Origin of the sequence: Paenibacillus silviterrae (genome assembly GCF_030167925.1) — a bacterium.
In the GTDB taxonomy this organism is placed as follows: Bacteria; Bacillota; Bacilli; order Paenibacillales; family NBRC-103111; genus Paenibacillus_G; species Paenibacillus_G silviterrae.
Genome location: NZ_JASKUT010000001.1, coordinates 2,291,890 through 2,317,392, shown reverse-complemented (window position 1 = coordinate 2,317,392; position 25,503 = coordinate 2,291,890). Strand labels below are relative to the sequence as shown.

Genomic DNA, 25,503 nt, shown 5'->3' with positions numbered 1-25,503 from the left:
AGGAGCGGAAATGAGATGAGGTCGTACGACCCGTTATATGTACAGTTCGTTTACTATTTCAACGTTCCGCGGGATTATTTCGAGTGTCACGAGGTAATGGAGGAGCTCTGGCTCGAGGAAGGGCGAGATCCGTTATATCAAGGCCTGCTGCAGGTGGCAGTGGGCCTTTACCATTACCGGAACGGAAATCATGGCGGTGCCGTTAAGCTGTTCACAGCCGCTGTGGAGAAGCTGCAAGGACAGGGAGAGATCACTCTCGGAGTCGATCTCGGCAAGCTGGTGGAGGAGAGCCGGGAGTATCTTGATAAGCTGCATCGGGCGGAGACGGAGCCGTTCGCCTTTTATGATTTGGATATCCGTATTGTGGATGCAGAGCTGGAAGCGCTGGTGGAGGAGCTGCGTTTGTCGCCCCCCACACCTGAGGAAGAAGGGCACTAAGCGTTAATCTGCTGCAGGAAGGAGGCGTGGAGAAGGTTGATTCGAGTCGAGCATTTGTCTAAGCATTTCGAGGTGCACGAAAGAGAGCCAGGCTTCGCAGCATCCCTGCGGAGCTTGTTTCATCGCAAATACCGGACGGTCAAGGCTGTGGAGAATATTAGCTTCCATATCCCCGAGGGGCAAATCGTCGGTTTCCTCGGGCCGAACGGCGCAGGCAAAACGACGACGATGAAGATGCTGACCGGACTCCTGCATCCTACCTCGGGAACGATTGAGGTAGCGGGCTATGTGCCTTGGGAGCACAAGAACGCGTTCAAACAGCGAATCAGTCTTGTTATGGGTCAAAAGAGTCAACTGATCTGGGATGTTCCTGCGGCGGAAAGCTTCCTGGTCAATAAAGCGATCTATGAAATTCCGGATGCGGAATTCAAGCTAACCCTGGAGCAGCTAACCTCGATGCTGGAGCTTGAGGACGTGCTCAAGAAGCCGGTACGGCAGCTGTCGCTGGGCGAACGGATGAAATGCGAGCTGGCCGCATCGCTTCTGCATAAGCCGGATATTTTATTCCTGGACGAGCCGACGATCGGTCTGGACGTGAAAATGCAGGAGGCCATGCGGCGGTTTGTACAGCAGTATAATCAGGCTTACAAGGCAACGATTTTGTTAACGAGTCATTATATGGGAGACGTCACGGCGCTCTGTGAGAGAGTGATGGTGATCGGTCGCGGGCAATTGCTGTATGATGGCGGAATGACAGAGCTCATCGACCGGTATTCGAGAAAGAAGCGGGTCATCCTGCAGCTGAGCCCGGAGCTGGCAAGCGAAGAGCTGAAGCGACGGATGGAGCAAGCTATTCTCGAGCTGGAGCTATCGGCGAAAGCAGCTCTTGCGGAGTTTCCCAAGGTGATCCTGGAGGTGCCGAGGGAGCAAGTATCGTCTGTTTCCGCAGCGCTCCTGGGACGATTCCCGGTCATGGATCTTACGATTGAGGAGCCTTCCATGGAATCCATCATTGGGCGGGCTTACACCGCTGAAGCAGAGGACAGCTCTGAACGGGTAAGGCCATCATGAACTCGTGGCACGCTTTCAGGGAAAAATACCGGATGCTGCTTCAAGTAGAATGGTCTGTTATGCTGGCGTATCGAAGCGAGAGCGTCATCTGGATGATCGGATCCTTCATTCAGCCGCTAGTAAGCTTATCCGTTTGGCTTTCGATCAATAACAGCGGCGCGGGCACTGGGCTAAGCGCCAAGGATTACATCGTGTACTTCCTCGGCGTGCTCGTGGTGGAACGACTAACGAGATCTTGGGATGTATGGGAGCTTGACAGTGAAATCCGACAGGGCACTTTATCTGCGAAGCTGCTGCGCCCCTTTCATCCGATTCATTGGAGCATAGCTCAAAACCTGGTGTATAAATCGTTCTTTGCGTTACTGCTGATTCCGGCTTGGATTATGCTTGGCTTGGTTTGGCCAATGGCAAGGCCTCCGGCTGATGCCGTCTCTCTCGTTCTTACTTTAGCCGCTGTACTGTGTTCGTCAGTCATGTGTATTCTAATCGGTTATTTGTTCGGCATGCTGGCATTCTGGACGAATCGCGCCACCTCGATCTATATGCTGTACGAGGGGATTCATCTGTTTCTGGCCGGCAGAATTGCCCCGTTGTCCCTGTTTCCGGCGGAGGTTGCGAGAATCGCCTCCTGGCTGCCGTTTTACAGTACCGTCGGCTTCCCTGTGGACCTGCTGACGGGAAGGCTGGCCGGACAGTACGGGCTCATCTGGCGCGGCTTTGCCGTTCAAGCCGTATGGATGCTGATCCTTGGGCTGTTATTTTGGTGGCTGTGGCAGAGGGGCCTGCGAAAGTATAGTGCCGCGGGAGGATAAAACAAGTGAACAAATATTTGCGATGCTTGCGTGAATTTTTCCGGGCATGTCTTGTGGAGGAATTTGAATATCGGGCGAACTTCGCAGCCAATATTATGACTACGCTGTTCTGGCTGCTAGTAGCCGTGCTGACCTTGCAAATTTACTTTTTCCGAACGGATACGGTGGGGGGCTGGTCCTATTACGAGGTGCTTGCTCTCCTTGGCGTCTTTACGGCGATCCGCGGCTTTATCGAGTTCTTCCTGCAGCCGAACATGACCCGGCTGGTGAGCCATGTACGGACCGGAACGTTAGATTATGTGCTTACCAAACCGATCGACACCCAGTTCTATGTCAGCTTCCGGCATTTGGTTTTCTGGCGTCTGTCGGATGTGGCTCTCGGCTTCGGCATGCTCATCTACTCCCTATGGAAGCTGGGGACGGTACCGAGCGTCTCCGAGGTTCTGCTGTTTATCGTTGTGTTTGTATCCTCGCTGCTTGTCGTTTACTCGCTGTGGATGGCCATGATGACGGTATCGTTCTGGGCGGTGAAGGTGGATAATCTCAGCTTCCTGTTCACTTCCTTCTTCGAAACGGCGCGTTTTCCCGTTTCCGTCTACGGCGGCGTGCTTCGATTTGTGCTGACGTATGTTTTTCCCGTAGCTTTCATTACGACCTTTCCTTCGGCTGCATTGGTAGGAAGGCTGAGTTATACGGAGGGAATCGTCAGCGTGCTCGCTGCCGTAGTATGCCTTGCGGCATCAAGGTGGTTTTGGCGGCATGCGCTCAGGTCTTATACCAGTGCCAGCAGCTAGCGGAGATGGCTTCAGCGGACTAACAGAAAACGGGTGCGGCATCTACCAATGTCGCACCCGTTTTTCTTAGCTTTAAGACTTCGTAAGCTGCTGAATTTTTTCTTTGCCGATCCCGTCCCAAATCACTTTAGGAATCTGTTCCCGTTTCATGCGCGTTTCTATATTGTGGCCGCTTCTCGGTTTAAGATGGATATCCGATGCGTTCGTGGCGCCGACTTTTGCTTTTTCCGCTCCGGGATGACCATGAACGACGAAGGTTTCATTTAATCCATTTCCCGCTACGGTACATGTGACTTCCTTTGTTTTGGATCCGGCATTGCGAACATTGCCGTATGTGATCGTATGGTAGTTCTCATCGACCAGAACAGCAAGCATCCGAATCCATTTCTCAAATTGGCCGTCCTTGTTGATATTGGCCATCATACGGCTTTGGATCGCAAGCTCCAGCGTTGCCGCGTTTGAGCCATTCGGCCACGCCGTATGCTCCATCAGCACGCGCGCCTCGTTCCACTCGGCCTTCTCGCATAGTCTTAAGGCGGCAAGCAAATCCTGGACAGCAGCAGCTTTGGGAGATAAGGTCACGAGCAGCCCCATTTTGTCCACATGAGCCTTCTCATATGGGGGAGCGGCCTGCAGCAGATCGACAATCTGTTTGACGGTGTAGACCTGAACAAGGGTGATAAAATGGGCGACTGCCGTCGGGTCTGTACAATACGTCTGAAATTTGCCGATGTACTTGGACAGCTCGAGCAGGATCGGTCCGGGAACATTGGCGAGAAACAATGTACGTAGAAATGACATGTAGATCGGATAGCTTAAATAAGGAGCGAGACCGGCGGCCTTAAGCATCTGCAGAAGCTGCCCGATTTGCTGCGTCGTGAACACGTTACTCAAACGAATAAGCTTGTCCACATCTTCGCTGAAATCTCCGAAAAGCTTTTCTCCGTCCTTGCCGAGCATCACAATGTCCATAACGATACTGGCATGTTCAATGGAGTTATATGCCTTACTCAATACTTTCTCGGCTAACGGGTGGAAATGGACCGACTGATAATAGTCCGCGTACTTGCTCTTCAGCTCGTCGTAGTCCTTCTCATACCCCGGTCCCTTTGCCTCCTTGCGCAGCAGCTCCGCCTCTTGGGTAATTTCGTCCAGCTTTGGTTTGGCGAGTGCTTGCTGTTTTTCTTCAAGCAATTTACTTCTAAGCGTTTCGGTTTTGGCTTTCTTTACTTTGGTATCTTTAGAGGCCTCGTCTTTCTTTTCTTCTAAGGCAGCTTTCTTCTTCTCGGTTTCCTCGGTTTTAATATGACGCAGCTTGTCGTCCAGCTCCAGGTCGGCTTTTTTCTTCACAGCGGAATCTACTCGTTCCTCAAGCTTCTCATTAAAGTTAAACTTTTTGATCCGGCTCAGCTTCTTCTGAGCAGCCTCAAGCGATTCCGATTTCACCACGGTTTGGACGGCAACGTTCAAATGACTCTTATTGTCCCCTATTTCGTCCGCACAAGAGCAGATCACTTCCAGCTGGGCATCGGATAAGGAAACCGAGCCCGCCGCTTCTTTAGCCTTCAGCATAAGCTTCAGCATTTGCAGGTAACGGTCATCAGCCGCTCCGGCATTTCGGTCGGCGATCGCTGCAAGCTCCAAGCTTGCATGGGGAAGGTTCAGAAACTGCATCGTCATCTCAGCCCGTTCCTCGGTAGCGAACGCACCCGGTATTTCCACAGCGACAGGCATTACAAGGGGCAGTCCGTATTTCTCCAGCATGTTGTTGATAATGCCTGTTCGCGCAACGTCCCCGCCGGCCAAATCCAAACTGATCGCCCCGTAGGACTGCAGGTCATTTTGCTTCTGAACTGTCGCTGCTGTAGAGGTTGCTTTTTTAAGCAGCTGCGCGACTGCGTGGTTCCCCAACTTGCGTTGAAGCGACATCATGCTTTCCAGGGGTCCCGGCATCGTTCTTCCCGACCGTTCCGGCGCGTACTGCCGAGATGACGATGCTAGGTCCTTGCGTTTTGCCGTAAGCTCGCCTCTGTGCATCCGTTCTCCCCCTGTTTTTCCATTTCCTTCATCATAAACGGTGCAGGAAATCCGGTCAAACCAAAACAATCATCAGCACCTCAGCAGGCAAAAGAAAAGCCGTAAGGGCAAAAAAAAGACTCGGCATCGTTTCGGATGCCGAGCTGCGGGAAGGCTTATTTTTTGTTATACTTCTCAAGAAATTGCTTGTAAGTCTCCGGAGTATGGCCCGCTTCCCCGTTGGAAGCTACGCCGCCTACCAGCCGCTCCACTTCTTTGCCGCCCTTATAGTATACAAGGGTTGGCGTGTACTCGATTTTATATTGGTTCCAGCCTTGCTTAAACTCTTCCAGGTTGTATTGCTTTAAATCGATATTCATATCCTTCGCCATCGGCGCTAGAATAGGAGTCGTTCTTTTGCAGTGCGGACATGTGGATGCGTAGAAATAAATAAAGAAGTCCTCTTTATTATCGACCTTCTGCTTCAGCTGCTCCGGTAAAATCAGGTTCTGGTAATTCGGATCGTCCAGCAGCTTAACGGTCTCCACGTTCAGTTTATCCGGCGAAATTCCGTAAGGATTGTCCGCATATTTGGCATTCTTCGCCTGATTCGATTGCTGGTTTACGATGAATAGTGCCCCGAACAAAACAACGACAATAGATAAATAAATGGCTAGCTTCTTCACTTATGCCCCTCTTTCCTTATCAATGAATAGTCACTAACAAAATATTCGATATGATGGCTTATCATTCCTTCCTCTCATCTTACATGATTTTTGAAGGTTTTTCGACAGTTTGTTTTCTGTGACGGGAAGGGCTGTTGCGGTCATATGGGAGAAGAAGTACAATGGGGAGAATGCGGCGTACCGCCGGGATAAACCATAACTAACAAGCGAGTTGATCCGGATGGGGGCTTATGTGCCCAAGGTGTTTTTGGATAAAATGAGCCGGCTGCTGGAGCAGGAAATGCCGGCATTTCTAGCCTCCTATGAGGCGGAGCGACTGTTCGGACTAAGGGTGAACCTGCTCAAGCTGACTGCGGAGCAATTCCTGAAGCTGACCAGCCTGCAGCTAAAGCCGATCCCGTGGGTGGAGAACGGGTTTTACTATAATGAGGCGGGACGCCCGGGCAAGCACCCGCATTATCATGCAGGGTTATATTACATACAAGAGCCAAGCGCGATGGCGCCGGTGGAGCTGCTGGATGTTCATCCGCAGCAGCGGGTGCTCGATCTATGCGCCGCTCCCGGAGGCAAATCGACGCAAATCGCAGGCAAGCTTCAAGGAACGGGAGCGCTGGTAGTTAACGATATCCACCCGGACCGTGTGAAGGCGCTGGTGAAAAATCTCGAGCTGAGCGGCGTCCGCAATGCGGTTGTGTTGAACGAACAGCCGGATAAGCTGCAATCGGCCTTCGAGGGGTATTTCGACCGCATCCTGATCGATGCCCCTTGCTCCGGCGAGGGGATGTTCCGCAAGGAAGAGGAGATGGCGAAGATGTGGGAGCCCGGCTGGGTGGAGCGCTACGCGGCCATGCAGCGGGATCTGCTTCGGCAGGCGGCGCGCATGCTGGTTCCAGGCGGCAGGATGGTTTACTCTACGTGCACGTTTTCCCCTGAGGAGAATGAAGCGATGATCGCCGAGTTTCTGGACGGGCACCCGGACTTTGCCGTGCTGCCGGTGGAAGACCGGGGTTACGGCTGGAGCCCGGGGCGGCCGGACTGGGTGGACGGCCGCCTGGACCGCCGGGGCGAAGTCGCCGGCACCGTGCGCCTGTGGCCGCACCGCCTGGAGGGCGAAGGCCACTACGCGGCGGTGCTGGTTCGCCGCGGCGAAGCGGCGCCTGCGGGAGCGCGCGAGAGCGCAGGCGGGCGCGAGCTGCGGGCGGCCGCGGTCCGCGAGAGCGCGAGCCCGCGCGGCGAGCGGCTGCAGCGCCGCAAGGGCGACCCCGCCGCCGGCCGCGGCACACGCCCGCCCGCGCGCGGCGCCTCCAGCGCAGCGGAGCCGCTGGAGGCGTTCCGCCGCTTCGCGGCGGAGAGCCTGGCGGCCGAGCTGCACGTGGCCGCCGTTCAGCGCGGCGACCACCTGTACGCCGCGCCGCCGGAGCCGATGCCGGATCTCGCCGGCATCCGGGTGATCCGCCCAGGGTGGTACCTGGGCGAAGCAAGCCGGCTGCGCTTCGAGCCGTCCCATGCCTTAGCCCTCGGGCTAAGTCGGGAGGACGCGCTGCGCAGCGTGAGCTTCACGGCCGCCGACGAGCGGGCCGTGCGGTATTTGAAGGGGGAGACGCTGCATCTCGCCCCGGAGGAGCTGCACGTCGCAGCGCCGGACGTGCCGGCTAAGGGCTACTGCCTCGTCTGTATCGACGGCTTTCCCGTCGGCTGGGCCAAATGGCAGGACGGGCTCCTCAAGAACGAATATCCCCCAGGCTGGAGGTGGACCTGACATGAAAACAACGATGCGGCTGGACAAGCTGCTGGCCCATACAGGCTTCGGGACGCGAAGCGAAATCAAGCTCCTCGTGAAGCGTGGGGCGGTGACCGTGAATGACAAGAAGGTGAAGGATAGCGGGCAGCAGGTGAACCCGGAGCAGGATCACATCTCGGTGGACGGAGAGCCGGTAAGGTACCGGGAGTTCGTCTACCTGATGCTGAACAAGCCGCAAGGTGTCGTATCGGCTACGGAGGATAACCGGGACCGGACGGTGATCGATCTGCTGGATGAGCAGTATGCGCATTTTGAGTTGTTCCCCGTGGGACGCCTGGATAAGGACACGGAAGGACTGCTCCTGCTGACCAATGACGGGAAGCTGTCACACAATTTGCTTTCCCCCCGCAAGCATGTTCCGAAAACGTACTACGCCGACGTGCAAGGGAAGGTAACGGAGGAGGATCAGGCGGCTTTCCGCGAGGGGGTCACCTTGGAAGACGGCTACCGGACGATGCCCGCCGAGCTTCGCATTCTGGAAGCGGGGGATCCGGCTCGTTCGGTGCCTTCCCGGATCGAGCTGACGATTATGGAAGGGAAGTTTCACCAGGTGAAACGGATGTTCGAAAGCGTAGGCAAAAAGGTGCTTTTTCTCAAACGGCTTTCTATGGGGCCGCTGGAGCTTGACCCCGAGCTGCCGACAGGTAGCTGCAGGGAGCTCACGGAGGAGGAAGTCCGGAAGCTTCAAGCGCACGGGGGAGAATCGTAGCAGGAAGACGAATCAACGGGAGAGGGGGAGTAACAAGTGAAGTATCGCATCATAGCGTTGGACATCGACGGAACGCTGTTGAATGATCAATATGAAGTAACGGAAGCGACCATAAGGTCCATCGAGCGGATTCATCGCGCGGGTACGCAGATTGTACTGTGCACCGGCCGCAGTCCCGAGAACAGCATCCCCATAATGAACAAGCTGGGGCTGGAGGGAGTGCTGATTACGCATAACGGTGCTGTGACCGTGCAAACCCCGGGGTTTCAGGTGCTGCACCAGTTCAGCTTCCCTATCGGTAAAGTAGAGCCTTTGATCCGGTTTTGCCGAGAGCAGGAAGTGCATTTCGATGTGAATGACGCAGAGCATCTCTATGTAGAACGTGCCGGTGAAGAGGAAGCGGCCATGTACGAGAAATATATGGTGCGGCCGGTAGTAACGGCCGATGTGCTTCAGCTTCGGCAGCCTATGGTGAAGCTGACCGTCTTCGGCTCGGAGGAGCGGATGGATGAAGTCGAGCGCCAGTGGCTGGAATCGGGGCTTCCCGAGGGCTTAGTCATGATCCGCAGCGGCATTCATTTTATCGATGTCATGCTGGAGGGCGTCTCCAAGGGGACTGCATTAGAAAAGCTGGCGGAACAGCTTCAGGTCGGAAGGGAAGCTATTCTGGCCATGGGCAATTATTATAATGATATCGATATGATTGAATTTGCCGGGCTGGGGGTAGCCATGGACAATTCGCCCGATGCGGTGAAGGAAGCGGCGGATCTTGTCGCTCCGTCCAATAATGAGGATGGGGTATCCCGAATATTGCAGGATTTCTGCGTATAGCCCGCCGAAACGCCAAGAAAGGCTTGAACCCCTAAGGGCTCAAGCCTTTTCGCCGTCCTCCATTAAACACCGAATACGCCGGAGCGCAGGATAATCACGAGCAGGATGTACAGGACAAGAATAGCACCTACAGAAGTGTAAAATCCGCCGACATGACTCATTGTAATTCCTCCTCTTTATTCTGTAAGATTCACCGGTCCGGCATTTCCCGTTGCTTAACCGGTTCTGATATATCCTATGTCATTTGCCTCTGCCCGGTCTGGACGAATGCCCGTGTACGCATAGATTTTGGGCGGTTAGGGATATCCTAACGCAGTAGGGATTCCAACCATTCTCTCCCTATTGGAGGCGACGCTGCATGACAGATGTGATGCTGAGACCGGATTTGAAAACAGCCGGCGGCGAAGTAAGCGATGTTCTATTCAAAAATCGGTATGTTGGTACATTGACGCTCGTGTATCGGGAGCAAGGACGCATCTCCGGCTCACTCCAATTGGAGAAAGAGGTCTTGTCCGAAGAGGATACGGAGCAAGTGTATGACTTCGTCCACCTTCATGTCCAGGCGCTCCTTCATGCTCTAGGGGCGCGAGATTGCGAAGTGATGGTGACGTACAGCACCTTCGACCACGTGATCGCCGCGGAGCGTCATGACGAGATGCTCGACGAGGAGACGCTGCTGGCCCCCGACGATGCGGATTACGACTATGACTGGATCGATAACGATAACCGGTATGAGGACGAGCCTCCGGCTTCACGCGATGAGTACTCCATGGAGTATGAGCTCGTCATCGTAGGAGAATCCCGCAATGCCGTCGAGTATCATGTATATGATCAAGAGCAGAATTGGGTAGCGGAGGCACTCGTGCGCATTCTTGGTTCGGACGTAACGGGAGCCGTTCACTGGATGCTGGAGCCGGAAGAAGAGGATATCGACACGATTACCGATCTCATTGTCCATGACTTCGACTCGGAGGAGATCGACACCTTTGTGCTGGATATGATTTACGATGACAAGGTGCTGGAAACCATTGAGCTGACCCACGAGGAGCTGCTGGATGAGGCGGAGGAAGAGGCTTTGTTCCTGCTAGAGCCGCTCGACGAGGTTGTACTCGTCGAGGATGATCTTGAGGAAGTTGACATACTGCAGGCGGGAATCCATGCGGAGGACTATTCCGTTGTGCTCGCCAGAGACGACGGCGATGTGCTGACGTATGAAATATACCAGCAATCCCGCGGCGGGCTGCCGATCGGCACCGCAACGGTGGATATTAGCCAGAAGCAGTTGACCGGCTTTATCGATTTCCGCGATCCGGGAACGACAGACGACCGTGAATACATCGCCACGATCCTGATGCAGGAGCTGGACAAAGAAAAAGATTACGATACCATCAATCTGAGCATGATGCACCGCAACCGGCTGATTGAAGAAATGATGTTCGAGAGCGAGCAGGTTCACTAATCCATTAAGAAGGGACTGTCGGCGCGATGGACAAAGCAACCCAAGAGGGCATGAAAAATCTCGATGTGACGATGACGGCGGCAGATCTGGTGAAAAACGCCTCATCCCAACAGAATGCTGAATTTAGCGAGAAGGAACAGAAAAACAAGAAGTCGAAGCGCTAAACAAAGAAACCGGTACCCGTAAGGGCGCCGGTTTCTTTGTATGTGCTGCTTCTGTCCGTGATGAATCAATAAAGGACTTTCAAGGCGTTAATCCAAGAAAATCAGGCCAATCTAATTCCATAGCGGATTTTCGGGGACTTATTGTGAGCTCAGAGTGAACTTTTACGGTTTTTGCTACTTACTGGCTATAAATAACGCCCTGACAAACCGTTATGTCTAAGCCTTCCCTTCAGGTTTTTCAGCGAAATAAATCCTTCAAAATCCGCTAATCCACGATCGGACATGCTGACAGCTGGCCTGTCGGGATCAGCTCATTCGGCGCAAGCCCTTCGGATAATGATTCTTCACCTGGGTCCCTGTCTGCTTTCCCCAGCCGAGAGGTATATCGTCGACGGCGACGATGATCCAGCCTTGTCCCTGCTTACCGCTCTCGAGCTGCTCTCCCCGCAGGTACTGCATCGTCTCAGGAGAGCTTTCCCGCAAGGGCAGAACCTGCTTGGCGAGGCTGGAGGCGGAACGAAGACTGAGCGCTAGTGCATGTGCAGGCTCAATGCGATCCTTCTTCACCTCGGCCAAATGCAGTCCGGGCCTCAGCACCTTCAGTCCCTTCAAAGAAGCAGCCCCGAAGCCGCTGCCGGCCGGCACAGGCAGCCAGTACAGCTGATCGCCGAACAGCAGCGGCTCGCCTGTCGCAAGGGAGAATTCCTTACGTAAGCAGGCTTCCGCGAAAGCCTGAAACAGCTTCATGGCCGCTTCCTCCGGCCGCGCAGCCCCTCGTTTTCCCCGAGCAGGACGTTCCTTTCCTCCATCGGCAGGGATCACTTCCGCTTGTTCACCCGCAAGCCGCAATACGGCAACGAAATGCCCCTCGCCCCGGTGAACATGAGGCCATATTCGTTCGGTCCGCTCCAGCACCAGCTGCGGAAATTGCTTAAGGAGAGACTCGATGACCTGCTCGTTCTCCTGCTCATTAAACGTACAGGTGGAGTAGCCGAGCCTCCCGCCGGGCTTGAGCATGGTGATTGCAGCAGGTAAAATGTCCAGCTGCCGTTCGGCGCACATCGCTACATGCTCCGGCGACCATTCTTGTATCGCCTCCGGATCCTTGCGAAACATGCCTTCCCCCGAGCAGGGCGCGTCGACCATGATCCGGTCGAAGAACGAAGGGAAGCGCTCAGCCAGCTGGTCGGGGGCGGCATTCACAACAACCGCATTCGCAATGCCCATCCGTTCGATATTTTCCGCTAAGCTTTTTGCACGGACGGGATGGATCTCATTAGCGATTAACAGCCCCTCGCCGCGAAGCTTGCCGCCGATCTGCGTTGATTTGCCTCCGGGGGCGCCGGCCAGATCCAGCACAAGCTCGCCGGGCTGAGGGCTCAGCAGCTCTACCGCCGACATGGCGGACGGCTCTTGAATATAATACAGCCCGCCGGCATGGTAAGGGTGCTTGCCGGGTCGGCTCTCCTCCTCGTAATAAAAGCCGTTCTCGCACCAGGGCACCGGTTCGAGACCGAACCGTTCCTTCATTAGCTCCACCGCCGCTTCAGCAGACTTTAACGGGTTTAGCCGAAGCCCTTGCGTTCTGGGATGCCCATATGTCGCCAGAAACGCGTCCGACTCCCCGCCGAGAAGCCTTCTCATTTGTTCCTGATATGCCTGCGGCAGCGTAATCTGCGTAACCTCATTCGTACTGTGCAAGACTTGTCCGACTCCTTTACCTTCCTCATCTCATGTTATAAATGATATTATACTCAATAGATGTTATTGTGAGAAGCGAGAGCGCCGTGCTATAATGGTGTGTGTTTTTTGGGGGAGAGGTGAATGACAATGAGCTATGAAATTCCTAGGAAGGTGCAAGCCTTAGGCGTTGATATACAGAAAAACCAGCTGAGATACCACGACCGCGATGTGCTGGTATCCAAGGAATTTACCTTCGACAGCGCGCATCATCTTCATTGCTACGAAGGGAAGTGCCAAAGCCTGCACGGACATACGTACAAGCTGCAGGTTGTGATGAGAGGCAAGGTGGATGAGCGGGGCATCACCATCGATTTTGCCGATATCAAGAGGATTGCCAAAGAGCGGGTCATCGACCGGCTGGACCATCGATATTTGAACGAGGTACTGCCGCCGATGAATACCACCGCCGAGAATATGGTGGTTTGGATGTACGAGCAGCTGGATGAGGCCTTGAAGGACGAGGGGTTGTTTCCCGCCATACGTCTGGAGGAGGTACGGCTGTGGGAGACTCCGACGAGCTACGCAGCCGTAACGGCATCCATGATGGGAGAGGGATAAGCATGGTGAATCCACTCAGCATTAAGCTGCCGATGGTAGAGATTTTCGAGACGGTGGAAGGAGAAGGCACGCGGGCCGGCTTCCCGACCATTTTCGTCCGTTTGTTCGGCTGTAATCTTCGCTGCACCTGGTGCGATACCAAATACAGCTACCCGCCCGGGGAAGCGGAGATGGTGCTGACGATCGGGGAGATCGTAGAGGAAGTAAGGAAGTACCGGTCCACGCATGTGTGCCTGACCGGCGGAGAGCCGCTCCTGTACGGAGATCGTTCGGCCGCTTTAATCGAGGCGCTCGTTGCGACGGGGAAGCTGACCGACCTTCACATCGAGACGAACGGCGCGGTCGATCTGGCGCCCTTCCTCGAGAAAATTCAACATCCCATCGTTCGATACATTATGGACTTTAAGCTTCCGGATTCAGGAGAGATGGAGCAGATGCTACTCTCCAATCTGCCCTTGCTGCGGCCGCAGGACGAGCTGAAATTCGTCATCGGCAGCGAGCGCGATTTCTTCACCGCCAAGGAGCTGCTGGAAAAGCATCCGACCAAGGCGCTGCCGCTCTTTAGTCCCGTATGGGAAACGATGCCGCCGGAGAAGCTGGTGAGGCTCATGCTGGAGCACAGCTTGACCCATGTGAAGCTGAATATGCAGCTGCATAAGATCATCTGGGACCCGGCGGCTAGAGGGGTCTAAGTAAAGCGAAAGCCTGATCACCGAAGGGGTTCCCCTTTCAGGAATCAGGCTTTTTTCCTTTTTGCTTCTCCCGCCAGAACAGTGCCGTCAGCATCCGTTCGATCCACTCTTTATCTTCCTCGGATAAATCCATCCCGTCAAAGCTCAAATCATTTTCCTGCAAAAATCGCCTAAGATTCACACGCGGCTTCGTATAGCCTTCCTTAGACTCCGGTGCGCCCGTCTCCAGATAGCCCGCCGCTTTCATCAGCTCCGTATAGGGGATATGCAGCCCTTCCGAAAGCTTCATCAATACCTCGGGCGAGGGCACGCCTCGATTGCCGTTCTCCAGCTGGGAGATGTAGGCTGCGGAAACGCCGGAGCGGTCCGCCAGCTCGCGGATCGTAAAGCCCTTTTCCTTCCTCAGGTCCCGAAGCTGCTCGTAAAAGTACATCCGTACCACCCGTCATAGAAGTATAGTATCATCCAAGTTCAAGGCCTTTGGTAAATTTAGGATAACGATAATATAATAGCAGTAAACTATCGTAATCGCAATTGAATTGTCAAATACAAATGTAAACAAAAATGGTTGCACTAGTAAAATGAGATTGCTATAATCATGGTAGATGTTGGGAGGGGTGGGAGCGGGATGGTGAAAATTAGGGCCAAAACGAACGCCATAATACGGGCACGCATCGCCAAGGGGATGACACAGCGTGATTTGGCCGCACAGACAGGGCTAAGCTATGCTTATATCAGCTTGCTGGAGCGATCGGTGAAGCCCGTCGGCCCGGGTACCGCCAAGAAAATCAGTGATCTGCTGGAGCAACCGATTGATGAGCTGTTTCTTATCGAATAACGCGGGTCACGGTACAAAGAAACGGACTTTCATACGCATCCGCTGCATGAAAGTCCGCTTTGCCGTTGTCGATCCCCATTTTTTACTTTTACGCGGAAAATAAAATGACCTTGTTCTTGCCGGTCGTTTTGGCCTGATACATGGCCTCATCGGCTTCCTTGATCAGCTGCTCCGTCGAGACACCCTTATGGTAAGCCGCTAGTCCCATGCTCACCGTTACGATCGTTTCCGACTCCACTCGTGCCCGTATTCGCTCCGCAAGCTCTCCCGCGTCCACTTCAACGTCAGTTACAAGCACAACCATCTCCTCACCGCCGTACCTTCCGCAAACGCCGATATCCTCCGCTTCCTCACGGATAATCTGGGCTACCTGCTTCAACACCTGATCGCCCATGGCGTGCCCCTTTGTGTCATTGAGCTTCTTGAAGTTGTCGATATCGCTGAACAGGACGGATACCGGTATTTTCTGAAGAACATATTGGCTGACCCGTTTATAGAAGTATTTGCGGTTATACAGCTTGGTCAACCCGTCGGTAATCGACGAATTGTAGATGGCCTGCATGATTTCGATGACCCTTTCCACAATGAACAGGAACAGCACGATGTAGAAGAAAACCGGCACCACAAGCTCGAGCAGCATAAGCCCGGCCTGCGTGCCTCCGAACAAATATACATTCGCGACATGAATCATATGAGCGGCAAAATAAATCGTCAGCATCATCTGAAATTTCCCGTTCTGGCCGATGCGCGGGTTGACCAGCATGAAGCTGAGGAAGATGAGCAGAAACAAATACAGCTCCGGACCGAGCGTCCGGATCAGGCTCAGCTGCGCTCCGCTGCCCTCAAGCCACACGGGTACATACCAGTACGTCATTGAAATGGCAATCGTGGCGGAGAGAAACAGCCCGAAAATGATGAAATCCCGTTTGCGCGTAACGTTATACAGCTGATAGATGCCGATATTGATCATGACGAAGGACAGCAGCTTCAATAGCAGCTCTATGTAGATGCCGGTTTCGCCGGACTCCGTGCTGAAGGCTTGCCCGAGCAGCTGCCCGTATTGGATCAGGACGAGGCCGAGCGCCAGCGCGATGGAGAAGTAGCCGATTTTCCTGCGGGACATAAGCAGCCGAAACGAGACCAGCAGGCTCATCAGCAAAATGGAGATCATCATGCAGCGGATCATCACCGCTCCGAGCGGACCGAATATTATAGTACTGAGAGTAACATCAGTAAGCGTCATCAAATGGAAAAAGCCTCCGTCCTCGGGGTTTGTTACTCTATCATTATAGCAAACATATATTCGTTTGGTGAAGTCTGATCTTGTCGGAATACAGTGAAACTGATAGGATGATAGAGTGGCGGCAGTTGTCATTTTTTTGTCCGCAAAACATCCGGGAGGGTAACATGCAAATACTTCAGGCACTATTTTTTCCGCCGGAGCAGCCGGGCGGAGTTTCATCCATGGTTCCTTTTATGCTGGATCGATTTAATAAACGAGGCTGGGAGATGGAGCTGTTCTCGCTTCCGAAGCGAATCCGCGGCAAGGGGACGGAGGAGGTCGCCTTCGCCACATTCGATTGGACGATTTATGCGGGTCATCCGATAGTAGATAAATATATTCAAACCTATAAGGATTACGTATGGTGGACGAAGATGCGGATCAAGAAGCGGTACGATCTCATCCATGCCCATCATCCGATCGCTGCGCTGGTCATGAAGCAGCTGTTCCCGGATACGCCGGTGCTCATGACGATTCACTCGAGCTATGAACGGGAGCTCATGCTGAACGGGAAAATTCAAGAGGGCGGTCCGGAGCATTTGTTCCTTACCTCCATTTATCGGGAGCTGGAGGACCGGCTGGATCAGCTGTTTACGGTCTCCAACTCCTTTAAACAATATTTGTCGGATTATGTACAGGAGCCGGAGCGGATCGGGGTCATTCCGAACGGCTTTGACGAGAAACGCTTCCGCCCTGTGCACCATGAGAATCAGGTGCCGCAGCTGATTACGGTATGCCGTCTGGTCCCGGCGAAGGGCCTGGACATTCTGCTTAAGGCTTGCTCCGAGCTGAAACGGCGCGGTCACACGTTCGTGCTGCACCTGATCGGCGACGGACCGATGCGGCCGAACCTGGAGGAGCTTGCGCAGGAGCTCGGCATTTATGAGGATACGATTTTCTACGGATACATGCTGCATCCGGAAGACTTTATGCCGTTTTTCGACGTATTCGTGCTTCCGTCTCGGGCGGAAGCCTTCGGATCGGTTTTCGCCGAAGCGTCGCTGTGCGGTCTTGCGGTGGTCGGGACCGATGTGGGCGGGATCGCCGAGCAGATCGAGCACGGAACTAACGGTTTGCTGGTGCCGGTAGACGATGTCCAGGCGCTGGCGACCGCCCTGGAGAAGGTGATCGGCGACCCGATCTACAGATATAATATGGCTAGAGTCGCACTGGACCGGGCGCTGAAGTCTTATTCTATGACGACGGTCGTTCAGCAGCTGCGCAATGTGTACCGTACGTACCGTAAGAAATCATAGGTTGGGCGAGGGATGAGCATGCTTCGATTCATACATGCGGCGGATCTGCATCTCGACAGCCCGTTCCGGGGCTTGACGGGGCTGCCGGATAAGCTCAGGGAGCGGGTGAAGGCTTCGACCTTCCTCGCTCTCGAGCGTTTGGTCGCGTTGGCCGTACGGGAGCAGGCGGATGCCGTGCTCATCAGCGGCGATGTATACGACCTGAAGGACCGCTCGCTGAAGGCGCAATTTCAATTTCAACAGGCAATGCAGACGCTGGCGGGGCATGGGATACCCGCCTTTTTGATTCACGGAAATCACGATCCGCTGCTGGAGGGACATGCCGCAAGGCTGGATTGGCCGTCTACGGTCAAGGTTTTCGGCTGTGAGCAAGTGGAAAGTGTTGTGCTGCGGAACCGTGCGGGGGAAGAGGTATCCCGCATTTCGGGCATTTCCTTCGGACAGGCTGCCGTGACGGAGAATCTGTCCCTGGGCTTTCGCCGCTATGAGGACGGCTTATACCATATCGGGCTTCTTCATACCAACGTGGACGGGGATGCCGCGCATGACAATTATGCGCCTTGCCGGCGCTCGGAGCTGGCAGCCAGCGGGCTGGACTATTGGGCCCTGGGGCACATACATACTCGAGCGGTGCTTCAGGAACGGCCTTGGATCGTATATCCGGGCAATCCCCAAGGCAGACATATCCGCGAGACGGGAGCGCGCGGCTGTTATCTCGTGGAAGTGGACCGTGCAGGGGAGACGAGACTGAGGTTTGAGGCGCTGGATGACGTTCGCTGGCTGGAAAGTGTGATCGATGCCGGAGCAGCGGCAACGGAGCAGGATGTAAAGGATCTGCTGGAGATAAGTCTGGAGGGGCTTCGGGAGGAAGCCGGTGAGCGGGCTGTCTTGGTTCGCCTAGTACTTGAAGGCCGCGGACCGGTCAAGGAAATGCTTCGACGCGGCGGTGCCCTTGGAGAGCTGACGGCCTATCTCAGGGGGCGCTGTCTTCAGCTGCAAAGCGATATGTGGATCGTATCGGTGGAGGACCGGACGCAAAGTCCGGTAGATCAGGAGCGCTTGCGGGGTGAACCGGGCTTCCTCGGGGATATGCTGCGGCTTGCGGAGGAGCTGCACAAGGACCCGGACGGCCTCGCCGGCTTCGCGCAGGAGGCGCTCGAGCCGCTGTTGACGCAGCAGACGCTTCGGTCTTTGCTGGCTTCGGTAAACCCGGAGGAGCTGTCGGTGTGGCTGCAGGAAGCGGAGGAGCTGGCCGTAGTGCTGCTGCAGGCGGACGGCCCGGGGGGTACCGGATGAGCATAGTGCCGGTGGACGATTCGATGCACTGCGGTAAGGAACGGAGGAGCATAGCATGAAAATCGAACGCATGGAAATTCAGGGCTTCGGCGCTCTCCGGGAGCGGGAGCTTCGGACGGATTCTCAGGTCACGCTGATCTATGGCCGTAATGAGGCGGGCAAGAGTACGCTGACCGGTTTTATCCGCGCGATGCTGTTCGGCTTCCCGGCCAGAGGCTCTGCCACCCGTTATACCCCCTCATTCGGCGGTATGCACGGCGGTGCGCTTGCGCTGGTTGACGAGGAGGGGCAGCGCATCCGGGTCGAACGCTGGGACGGGGCGTCCGGCAGCGGTCGCGGCAAGGGTTCGGCGTCAGGGACGGTTCGCGTCATCTATGAGGACGGACGGATCGGGGGCGAACGGGAGCTGGCGGAGCTGGTCCGGGGCATGAGCGCGGAGCTGTATCGCAGCTTGTTCGCCTTCGGCCTGACGGAGCTGCAGGAGCTCCGTACGCTGCATAGCGATGAAGTGAGCGCTTATTTGTACAGTGCGGGGCTTGGTGTGGGCAGCTCTTCCATTCGCCAAGCGGAGAAGAAGCTGGCCTCCGAGCTGGAGCAGCTGTATAAGCCCCGGGGCCGGATGCCGGCGATGAACCGCTCCCTGGAAGGGCTGGAGCAGGCGCAAAGGGAGCTACGCCAGAGTATGAGCTTATCGGAGCAATACGATAGGCTTCGAGAGGCTGCGTCGCAGCTGGAGGAGCAGATTGTCCGAAGTGAAGCGGAGCTTGGCTTAAAGCAGCATGAGCTGGAATGGCTGAAGAAATGCCTGAAGGCAAGGCCGCTATGGCTGCGGCTGCGCGATGCGGAGGAAGAGCTCGCCGGGCTGAAGGCCGTAACGGAGCTGCCCGAGGATGCCGTGCGCCGGATGGAGTCGCTCCAGGGCGAGCTGGCACAGTTGACGGCCGAGCAGGATAAGCTGCAGCGGGTAGCCGCCGAGAAGGCTCGCCTTATGGAGGAGCTTGAAACGGAGCGGGATGAGACGATGCTTGCAGAGCTGCCGAGGCTGGAAGCGCTGCTGGAGGAGCGGCCGGTCTATGAGGAGACGAAACGGCAGCTGGCCGAGGCGGAAGCGGAGCTCAGGGTCGGCGAGCAGGAGCTGGAGCGCTTGCTTCGGCTCGTTAGTCCCGAATGGCAGGAGGCGGATGCCGCCTCCTTGGATTCCTTCGTGCTGCTGAGGGAGCAGGCTCTGGAGCTGCGCGAGGCTCAGCGCGCCTGGCAGCAGGAGGAACGGCAGCTGCAGCGCGATCAGGAGAGTCTTCAGGATGAGCTGGAGCTGCGCGGTGACGCTTCCGGTTCGGATTCGGACGAGGCGGCGGATTGGGAGCAGCTGCTTCACCAGATCCGTTCGGTGAGAAGACGGTATCATCAATGGAAGGAGGCACAGCTGGAGCTGCGTTACGCCGAGGAGGCCGAGGGCAGTGAAGCAGGCTTGTCCGGCTCGACGCGAGCCGTGGTGTATGTCCTGGCGATGGCTGTGCCTGCGGCGGTCGCCTTCGTTGGCCAGCCGGGGCTTGCCGCTGCGCTGCTGGTGCTGCTGCTCGGCGGCAGCCTCCTGCTGACGCGCCGCCGTCACCGCGCCGGCGGTCTGCCGCGGCTTGCAGAGCTGCGCGCTCGGCTGCAGCCGCTTGAGGCGCAGCTGCAGCGGGAGCTCGCCCAGCTGCAGCGCAGCGGCGTGCCCGGCGAGCAGGCTGCCGCTGCGGAAGCGGCAAGCGCCCCCTTCGGCGCCGCCTGGGCGCCGCGCGGGCAGCGCGAGCCGCGGGACAGCGCCGGCTGGCCGCTGCCGCCCGAGCGCATCGAGCCGTGGCTCGACGCGCTCGAGGCGCAGCTGCTCGCCGCCGGCGCGCTGCACGCCGGCCGCCGCGCCGCCGCCGAGCGGCTCGCCGAGCTGCGCGCGCAGCAGGCGCAGCTGGCCGTGCGCCGCGAGCGGCACGCCCGCGCCGGTGCCGCGCTGGCGGAGCGCCGCGCCGCGTGGCTGCGCGGGCTGCGGCTGCCTGCGGCGGCCAGCGCCGAAGCGGCGCCGGAGCTGCTGCAGCTGGCGGAGCAGGCGCAGCAGCAGCTGCAGCGGCAGCGCCGCCAGCGGGCGCGGGTGGCCGCGCTGCGCGAGCAGGCCGCGCGCTTCGAGGCGGCCGTGTCGGCGCTGCTCGGCGCGGACGCTGCGCGGCAGCCCGGCGTGGCGCTGCGGGAGCGCCGGCAGGCCGGGCAGCGCCAGCTGGAGCTGCGGCGGCGCAGCGAGGAGGCGGCGCTGGAGCGGGCCGCCGCGCTGGAGCAGCTCGCGCTGCTGGAGGCGCAGCAGGCCCGCGTCGCCGCGCGGCTCGCGGAGCTGTTCGCCGAGGCCGGCGCGGACGGCGAGGAGGCGCTGCGCCATGCGGAGCGGCAAGCGAAGCAGCGGGAGCAGCTGCAGGCCGAGCGCCGTCAGACGCTGCTGGCGATCCGGGCATGGTTCACGGACGAGCAGCTGAGCCGGCTCGAGGAGGAGATGGCCGTCTCCGATGAAGCCGAGCTTCAGCGCCGAGGCGGCGAGGCTGCCGAAGAGACATCGCGCCTGTCGCAGCGACTGGAGGAGCTAAGGGAGCTGCGAGGCCGCAGGAAATACGAGATGGAGCGGCTGGAGGACGGTGCCGATCATGCCGACAAGCTGCAGCGGGTGGAGGAACGAAGGTCGGAGCTGATGGAGCAAGTAAAGCGCTACGCGGTCCACGCCATGAGTGCCGCGCTGATCTCGAAGGCAAAGCGGCTGTATGAGCAGGACAAGCAGCCCTCGGTCATGCAGAGGGCGTCGGAGTATTTCGAACGTATGACGGGCGGACGGTTCACGAGAATTGTGGCGCCGATAGGAGAGCAGACGGTGCTGGCCGAAAGGGCGGGAGGAGCCTTGGTGGAAACCGCCCGGCTCAGCCGGGGAACGGCGGAGCAGATGTACCTGTGCATTCGTCTGGCACTGGCGGACGAGTATGCCGCCAGCGGGCTTAAGCTGCCGCTGGTGATGGACGATATTTTCGTCAATTTCGACGAGGAACGTTTGGAGCACAGTCTCCGTTTATTGCAAGAGCTGGCGGAACGGCACCAACTATTGCTCTTCACCTGCCATGAGCATGTGCGTGACCGGTTTGTGCGCTTCTTCCCTAGGGAGACGGTCATCGAGCTGTGAATATTTATATAGGAAACAGGCCTGACGTTGAAAAAAGAAGCTTCCGCTCCTTCTTCCTTCGGCAGGCCTGTTTTTGTTGCTTTCCCTAGAGGGTGCAAAGCTGCTACAATGCAGAGATTTGTGCGAATCGGCAGCAAAGCTTGCCGCTTCGAATCCCGTGGCCCTGGAATTGTGCTATAGAGCAGCTTTGTCAGCCCGTTGGCGGCGAAACACCCGGGAACCTGCCTTTACTTGCTGCACAATCGCACAAATCGAGCTTATTTCGTTTGGAATAATGGAGAGAAGCTGCCTATTTGCAGAAATGGCGCTCAATCGCCAGTCCAAGCTGGCGCAATCCGTCCGCACGCAAGAGTACCATACATATCAGGCCGCAAGCCTAAGCAGCACCATACCCAGAATCGCGCAGCTGAGGCCCGCCACCTCCAGGCGGGTGAATTTCTCCTTCAACACGAGCCGGGCGTACAGCAGCACCATCACCACGTTCATCGCAAGAACGGCCGATACGAGACCGGTGATACCGAGACGAAAGGCCGGCAAGGCGAACATCATCCCGCAGATGTTGGTAATCCCCACGAGCATTCCCCACAGGAACGACTTGCGGGAAGGCCACATGACCGGGATTGTCGTCTTGACGCTTTCACTCTCGGCAGCAGAAGCTGCGGCCACCTCGGAGGCTCCTGCCGCAAGCTCGATCCGCGCCTTGCGGCTGCGGTCCAGCCACCAGGAAAGACCGAACAGCAGCGAGCCCGTGGCGTACATCGTTACGAGCACGGGAAACGTAGAGGCACCCGCCAGCGTCGCTTGCTTGGAAGTCAGGTCCGTCAGAGCGAAGAACAGCATTGTAAGCAGGCCCCATTGCGCTCCCTTCAGGTTGCGAAGCGACAAGTCATTAGAGTACCTCAGCATAATGATTCCCGCCACGATCAGCAGGAAGGTGGACAACTGCACCGAATTGAGCGTTTCCCCCCAGAACAAGTAAGCCAGCACAACCACAACGACAGGAGGGAGTGCCGTAAAAATCGCGATCAGCGAAGCCTTGGCCACTGCAAAGCCCTTGTACATGGAAGCGTTGGCTACATAGGAGAAGAGCCCCATCAGTACACCCAGCCAAGCTTCTACCGTCCAAGGCTGCCTTACAACCATCCCGGCCGCCAGAGCGATCAGCATCCCGGAGACATACACACCAAGCAGCATGACATTCCGGTCAATCGGCCGTTTGGACGTCCATTGGTACAAGATACCGCGAAGCCCGAAGCTCAGGGCGGAGGCGGCAGCGAAGACAAACCACATGTTGTAAGTACCTCCCGTATATTACTCTTCGTAGATCATTTTTACGGTCATGCCGCCGTCGATGACGAGATTTTGACCTGTAATAAAGCCCGCATGTTCTCCGCATAAATACAGACAAGCCCCGGCGATATCGTCGGGACGGCCGACCCGGCCTGCAGGATGCTGCTGACGGTCCCGCTCCGAATGGACAGGAACCTCGGCCTTTGAGGCTTTCTGCCAGTCTCTTGTCTCAATCCAGCCCGGGCTGATGGCGTTCACGCGAATGCCATAAGGGCCAAGACTTACCGCCATGGCGTGGGTCAGTGCCAGGATCCCGCCCTTGGAGGCGGAGTAGGCTTCCGTATTCGCCTCCGACATCAAGGCTCGGGTGGAAGCGATGTTGATGATAACGCCGGAGCACTGTGTCTTCATGGCGGCTGCAGCCTTCTGAGAGCAGACGAAGGTTCCGCGAAGGTTTACGCCAAGCACCCGGTCCCAGTCCGCCAAGGACAGCTCCAGCATCGGACCGTTTCGGCTGATACCGGCATTGTTGACCAGAACATCGATCCGTCCCCAATCATGGAGGGTCGCATCCAGCCATTGATGCGCCTCCGACTCGCTGCCGACATCCGTTCTAACGAACATCGCTTCACCGCCCGAGCGCCGAATTTGTTCAACGCATTCGCGTCCGGCTTCCTCATCGGTATCGGCTAAGGACACGGCATAGCCCGCCTGCGCCATTTTGAGCGCAACCGCCTTGCCGATCCCCTGTGCGCCTCCGGTAATCGCCGCTACTTTTTGCATCTCTAGTTTCCCTCCCGCAACCCATTGCTTTTCATAGAGTATATCGAATACTATAAGGTGAATACAAGTGACCGAGGAGGGACCGGTTTGGCTGAGCATGACCCTAAGCGCACCTTTACGTACCGGGACGGCTGGAAGCGCTCCAAGATCTCTTCCCATACGGATAACGAACCGGCAGTACCTCATGCCGACCCCGGCTGGAGACGAATTTCCTGGATGTTTCGCCCGGCGCCGTTTCTGAACGGCAGCGTGTTGAAATATGCATGGTACGTTTTACCGGTACTCATGTTTTTAATGTTCCAATGGATGGTATGGATCCTTGCCCGTTTAACCTGATATTTTTATTCTAGAGGTGACCTGAATATGCCTACTGCGCTTGCCATCGTCGGCGCTCTGCTCGGTTTGCTCGTGACCGGGATTGCCGTATGGACGGCCTGGCTCCTGCATAAAGCTCCGGTGAAGCCGGAAGCACAACAAGCAAAAGGAGAGTCCGCTGACTCCCCCTTGCCCAAGCAAGCCCACATGTTTCTTCAGTGGACGGTTTTCGATTACGCCGTCTTGACTCTCTTTCTATTAGGCACACTGCTGCTGGGTATGAACCTGCTGCAGGCACTGCAGGATGCAGCCAGCTTTCCGCCATATCACATCCCGTATTTACTGTGCGGGGTTATTTTCAGCTTCCTAGGGATGCTGATGATCGTTCTCCGTTTGGCAATGACGATGTCGCTAGCTCGGGGTAACCGTCCGGCGCCTGTACCAGATGAGCATCACCAGCCAGCCCATACTGAACATGCCGAATAGCGGGTATAAGGTGGAGAGCAGCGACTTGAAGCCGATCTGGCTCACCATGTAGCTAAGAAGCAGAATCAGCAGTATCGAGGTGCTGCTTGACAGCTTGGTCCGCTGTTCAATCTGCAGGGACAGCCCGTATACATCCGCCAGAAACGTCGTGAAGATTTCGCTGTAGATGACGAAAACGAATAACAGCTGCAAGCTCGATCCCAGACGGAGCACGACTTCCCCGAGCGGAATTTGGTAGGACGCGATGCCCGGCATGTGAGAGGACAAAATAAAATGTCCGGCGAAGAGCATCAGACCGATGCTGAGGCCTCCCCATATGCCTCCCCAAAGGATGATGGAGCGGTCTTTCATCTTAGCTCCCAGCGGAACCAGGACAGCCTGTGCCATCGAAAGGTTAAAAGCGGAATACAGCAGCGGAGCGAACCAGATCCGCAGAAGCGGGTAGTCGCTTTCGAGATGCAGCCAGTTGTCCGCGCCGGGCGTGTCCATCGTTAAGCCGACCAAAACGGCTGTGAGCACAATCATCACGGGCACTACGATCGTATTGATCGCCATGATCCCATCCATGCCCTTCATCAGAAGCAGGTACGTAAGCACTAAGGTAAATACTAGACCGAATTGGTAGGACATCTGCAGCTGCTCGGAAAAAACGGAGCCGGCTCCGGCCAGCATGACCGTGCTGACCCCGAACAGTACGATCAGCATGAAATGGCTGACCCAGACGCCCAGCCTTTCCCCGAAGAGCAGGCGGTTCATGTCCTCATAGGAGGTGGCGCCAAGCTCGGCCGACAGCTGCATAACCTTCGTACCGAGCCAAATAAAGAGGAAGGTGACGATGGCGATGGTCAATGAGGCCATCCAGCCATACCTTGTAAAAAACTGTAAAATCTCCTGACCCGTAGCGAAGCCTGCTCCAACAATCGTGCCGATATAGGTGAAGCTGACCTGCAGGATGCTGCCCCATTTTTTCATAGAATCGTCGTACGGCTCCCTTCG

General features: G+C 56.5%; 26 protein-coding genes. 17 read left to right on the top strand and 9 right to left on the bottom strand.

The window, feature by feature from the left end; genetic code table 11:
- Positions 1-15 precede the first annotated feature (15 nt).
- From QMO62_RS10365 to QMO62_RS10350, 4 genes are read left to right on the top strand one after another with little or no spacing between them, the layout of a single operon-like run.
- Complete coding sequence (locus QMO62_RS10365) at positions 16-438, top strand: DUF309 domain-containing protein (RefSeq protein ID WP_284640898.1); 423 nt, start codon at positions 16-18, stop codon at positions 436-438.
- Between the two features lie 36 nt (positions 439-474).
- Positions 475-1,509 (top strand): ABC transporter ATP-binding protein, encoded by a 1,035-nt coding sequence (locus QMO62_RS10360; protein ID WP_284640897.1) that lies wholly within the window; start codon positions 475-477, stop codon positions 1,507-1,509.
- The gene (locus QMO62_RS10355) at positions 1,506-2,321 is read left to right on the top strand and encodes an ABC transporter permease (RefSeq protein WP_284640895.1); all 816 of its coding nucleotides are present in this window, start codon (positions 1,506-1,508) and stop codon (positions 2,319-2,321) included. The genes QMO62_RS10360 and QMO62_RS10355 overlap by 4 nt, the downstream gene beginning before the upstream one ends.
- A gap of 5 nt (positions 2,322-2,326) precedes the next feature.
- Positions 2,327-3,115, top strand: coding sequence for an ABC transporter permease (locus tag QMO62_RS10350; RefSeq protein ID WP_284640893.1), 789 nt, complete (start codon positions 2,327-2,329; stop codon positions 3,113-3,115).
- A gap of 72 nt (positions 3,116-3,187) precedes the next feature.
- Here the strand turns inward: QMO62_RS10350 and QMO62_RS10345 are convergent, their stop codons facing one another.
- Together QMO62_RS10345 and QMO62_RS10340 are read right to left on the bottom strand one after the other, a co-directional pair.
- On the bottom strand, positions 3,188-5,152 hold the full coding sequence (locus QMO62_RS10345) for a hypothetical protein (RefSeq protein WP_284640891.1): 1,965 nt from the start codon (positions 5,150-5,152) through the stop codon (positions 3,188-3,190).
- Between the two features lie 155 nt (positions 5,153-5,307).
- Positions 5,308-5,817, bottom strand: a complete 510-nt coding sequence (locus QMO62_RS10340; RefSeq protein ID WP_284640889.1) for a thioredoxin family protein — start codon at positions 5,815-5,817, stop codon at positions 5,308-5,310.
- A 220-nt stretch (positions 5,818-6,037) separates the two neighbouring features.
- On the opposite strand from QMO62_RS10340, the gene QMO62_RS10335 reads away from it, so the two are divergent.
- From QMO62_RS10335 to QMO62_RS10325, 3 genes are read left to right on the top strand one after another with little or no spacing between them, the layout of a single operon-like run.
- Positions 6,038-7,576: an RsmB/NOP family class I SAM-dependent RNA methyltransferase gene (locus tag QMO62_RS10335; RefSeq protein ID WP_284640887.1), complete on the top strand. Its 1,539-nt coding sequence runs from the start codon at positions 6,038-6,040 to the stop codon at positions 7,574-7,576.
- 1 nt (position 7,577) lies between these two features.
- The gene (locus tag QMO62_RS10330; RefSeq protein WP_284640885.1) at positions 7,578-8,327 is read left to right on the top strand and encodes a pseudouridine synthase; all 750 of its coding nucleotides are present in this window, start codon (positions 7,578-7,580) and stop codon (positions 8,325-8,327) included.
- A 36-nt stretch (positions 8,328-8,363) separates the two neighbouring features.
- Entirely contained in the window at positions 8,364-9,158 is a 795-nt protein-coding gene (locus tag QMO62_RS10325) for a Cof-type HAD-IIB family hydrolase (protein WP_284640883.1), read from the top strand.
- A 62-nt stretch (positions 9,159-9,220) separates the two neighbouring features.
- Here QMO62_RS10325 and QMO62_RS10320 read toward each other — a convergent pair whose 3' ends face one another.
- Complete coding sequence (locus QMO62_RS10320) at positions 9,221-9,319, bottom strand: YjcZ family sporulation protein (RefSeq protein WP_284640882.1); 99 nt, start codon at positions 9,317-9,319, stop codon at positions 9,221-9,223.
- A gap of 197 nt (positions 9,320-9,516) precedes the next feature.
- Here QMO62_RS10320 and QMO62_RS10315 point away from each other — a divergent pair, with 197 nt between their 5' ends.
- Together QMO62_RS10315 and QMO62_RS10310 are read left to right on the top strand one after the other, a co-directional pair.
- Positions 9,517-10,617 (top strand): hypothetical protein, encoded by a 1,101-nt coding sequence (locus QMO62_RS10315; protein ID WP_284640880.1) that lies wholly within the window; start codon positions 9,517-9,519, stop codon positions 10,615-10,617.
- A 26-nt stretch (positions 10,618-10,643) separates the two neighbouring features.
- Positions 10,644-10,781 carry a hypothetical protein gene (locus QMO62_RS10310; protein ID WP_284640878.1) on the top strand — a complete coding sequence of 46 codons (138 nt, stop codon included), beginning with the start codon at positions 10,644-10,646 and terminating at the stop codon, positions 10,779-10,781.
- A 306-nt stretch (positions 10,782-11,087) separates the two neighbouring features.
- Here QMO62_RS10310 and QMO62_RS10305 read toward each other — a convergent pair whose 3' ends face one another.
- Positions 11,088-12,482: an RsmF rRNA methyltransferase first C-terminal domain-containing protein gene (locus tag QMO62_RS10305; RefSeq protein WP_284640876.1), complete on the bottom strand. Its 1,395-nt coding sequence runs from the start codon at positions 12,480-12,482 to the stop codon at positions 11,088-11,090.
- Between the two features lie 129 nt (positions 12,483-12,611).
- Here QMO62_RS10305 and queD point away from each other — a divergent pair, with 129 nt between their 5' ends.
- Together queD and QMO62_RS10295 are read left to right on the top strand one after the other, a co-directional pair.
- Entirely contained in the window at positions 12,612-13,082 is a 471-nt protein-coding gene (gene queD / locus QMO62_RS10300) for a 6-carboxytetrahydropterin synthase QueD (protein ID WP_284644912.1), read from the top strand.
- Between the two features lie 2 nt (positions 13,083-13,084).
- Positions 13,085-13,774 carry a 7-carboxy-7-deazaguanine synthase QueE gene (locus QMO62_RS10295; protein ID WP_284640874.1) on the top strand — a complete coding sequence of 230 codons (690 nt, stop codon included), beginning with the start codon at positions 13,085-13,087 and terminating at the stop codon, positions 13,772-13,774.
- A gap of 37 nt (positions 13,775-13,811) precedes the next feature.
- On the opposite strand, the gene QMO62_RS10290 is transcribed toward QMO62_RS10295, so the two are convergent.
- Positions 13,812-14,207 (bottom strand): helix-turn-helix domain-containing protein, encoded by a 396-nt coding sequence (locus QMO62_RS10290; protein WP_284640873.1) that lies wholly within the window; start codon positions 14,205-14,207, stop codon positions 13,812-13,814.
- Between the two features lie 195 nt (positions 14,208-14,402).
- Here QMO62_RS10290 and QMO62_RS10285 point away from each other — a divergent pair, with 195 nt between their 5' ends.
- Positions 14,403-14,612, top strand: a complete 210-nt coding sequence (locus QMO62_RS10285) for a helix-turn-helix domain-containing protein (protein ID WP_284640871.1) — start codon at positions 14,403-14,405, stop codon at positions 14,610-14,612.
- Between the two features lie 88 nt (positions 14,613-14,700).
- Here QMO62_RS10285 and QMO62_RS10280 read toward each other — a convergent pair whose 3' ends face one another.
- Positions 14,701-15,855, bottom strand: a complete 1,155-nt coding sequence (locus QMO62_RS10280) for a GGDEF domain-containing protein (RefSeq protein WP_284640870.1) — start codon at positions 15,853-15,855, stop codon at positions 14,701-14,703.
- A 164-nt stretch (positions 15,856-16,019) separates the two neighbouring features.
- On the opposite strand from QMO62_RS10280, the gene QMO62_RS10275 reads away from it, so the two are divergent.
- The 3 genes from QMO62_RS10275 to QMO62_RS10265 are packed head-to-tail and all read left to right on the top strand — an operon-like array spanning position 16,020 to position 21,633.
- Positions 16,020-17,150, top strand: a complete 1,131-nt coding sequence (locus QMO62_RS10275; RefSeq protein ID WP_284640868.1) for a glycosyltransferase family 4 protein — start codon at positions 16,020-16,022, stop codon at positions 17,148-17,150.
- 18 nt (positions 17,151-17,168) lie between these two features.
- Complete coding sequence (locus QMO62_RS10270; RefSeq protein ID WP_284640866.1) at positions 17,169-18,446, top strand: metallophosphoesterase family protein; 1,278 nt, start codon at positions 17,169-17,171, stop codon at positions 18,444-18,446.
- A 55-nt stretch (positions 18,447-18,501) separates the two neighbouring features.
- Complete coding sequence (locus QMO62_RS10265) at positions 18,502-21,633, top strand: AAA family ATPase (RefSeq protein ID WP_284640864.1); 3,132 nt, start codon at positions 18,502-18,504, stop codon at positions 21,631-21,633.
- A gap of 363 nt (positions 21,634-21,996) precedes the next feature.
- Here the strand turns inward: QMO62_RS10265 and QMO62_RS10260 are convergent, their stop codons facing one another.
- Positions 21,997-22,923 carry an EamA family transporter gene (locus QMO62_RS10260; RefSeq protein ID WP_284640862.1) on the bottom strand — a complete coding sequence of 309 codons (927 nt, stop codon included), beginning with the start codon at positions 22,921-22,923 and terminating at the stop codon, positions 21,997-21,999.
- Positions 22,924-22,944: 21 nt separating this feature from the next.
- Positions 22,945-23,706: a glucose 1-dehydrogenase gene (locus QMO62_RS10255; RefSeq protein WP_284640860.1), complete on the bottom strand. Its 762-nt coding sequence runs from the start codon at positions 23,704-23,706 to the stop codon at positions 22,945-22,947.
- An 87-nt stretch (positions 23,707-23,793) separates the two neighbouring features.
- Here QMO62_RS10255 and QMO62_RS10250 point away from each other — a divergent pair, with 87 nt between their 5' ends.
- Entirely contained in the window at positions 23,794-24,042 is a 249-nt protein-coding gene (locus QMO62_RS10250; protein ID WP_284640859.1) for a hypothetical protein, read from the top strand.
- 27 nt (positions 24,043-24,069) lie between these two features.
- Entirely contained in the window at positions 24,070-24,507 is a 438-nt protein-coding gene (locus QMO62_RS10245; RefSeq protein WP_284640857.1) for a hypothetical protein, read from the top strand.
- On the opposite strand, the gene QMO62_RS10240 is transcribed toward QMO62_RS10245, so the two are convergent.
- On the bottom strand, positions 24,433-25,479 hold the full coding sequence (locus tag QMO62_RS10240) for a YkvI family membrane protein (protein ID WP_284640855.1): 1,047 nt from the start codon (positions 25,477-25,479) through the stop codon (positions 24,433-24,435). The genes QMO62_RS10245 and QMO62_RS10240 overlap by 75 nt on opposite strands.
- Between the last annotated feature and the right edge of the window lie 24 nt (positions 25,480-25,503).